The sequence below is a fragment of the Vibrio sp. 10N.222.55.C6 genome, assembly GCF_041473395.1.
GTDB lineage: Bacteria > Pseudomonadota > Gammaproteobacteria > Enterobacterales > Vibrionaceae > Vibrio > Vibrio crassostreae_C.
Window position 1 is genome coordinate 1 of the sequence record NZ_JBFRSD010000118.1, and the last position, 830, is coordinate 830.

At 42.0% G+C, this 830-nt stretch carries 1 pseudogene; it reads right to left on the reverse strand.

Annotated elements, in window-relative coordinates:
- A pseudogene (locus AB4486_RS22815) lies at nt 1–830 on the reverse strand (hypothetical protein); the annotation flags it as partial.

An 830-nucleotide genomic window follows, 5' to 3' on the forward strand; every position in this document is an offset into this window, starting at 1 on the left:
ATTTAAAGTTTGGGTTGCTCGATACGGCCAACTTTAACGTTGTAGAGCGCTCCATCAATCCTTTAACGTAGTACCGCAAGTTCATGTGATTAGGTGTTTCACCGCTTCTGCGAACAAACAAGTAATGTTTATCCAACTTTAAATCTTCAGCGTTAAGTTTTGATAGCTGAATGTGTTCTTCAAAAAAGGTTTTTGATGCAGCCCTAGGAGTAAATGAACGCGTTTCTTCTTTGTAACCACGAGTTTTTAAGCCCTTAACGGAGATGCGGTTCCCACCGATGTTATCGACTTTCCATTCATCTTCTAACACGAAGGTATTTAGCGCCTCTGCCGGACCTACCGCCGTGTAATAGATGTATAGAAATACGGCATTATTTATTAAGCTATCAAACGCCAACCTTCTTTGATAATCGCTAATAGATTCGTCCAGATAACGCTTATTGAGCGCTTTTCTATCGGATAAAAGAGCGCGACCTATTTTCTTTAACTCTTTTTGGGTGTAGTTGTTCGAATCAAGAGAAGCAGAGTTAGTGTCAAGGTTTCGAAGTGCCTTGGGAATTGCGCCCAAACCAAATTTCTTGAGCATAGAGCTGTATTTCGATGCCTCCCACCCGAGGGTTTTGGCCTTTTTAGGTCTACCACGCAACCCAACACCCATTGTTCTTATTGAAAACCACTGCGCTTGAATGTAGGTACTGGCAGATTCAGGGGATAACTCAACCTTTTGCTTTCCTTTCTTCTCATTAAAGGCGTGCGACAATATGGCTTTTATGTCTGTAAAATATACCACTTTTCCAGACTCAGCCCACCCAGACTGGTCAAACTTAGAG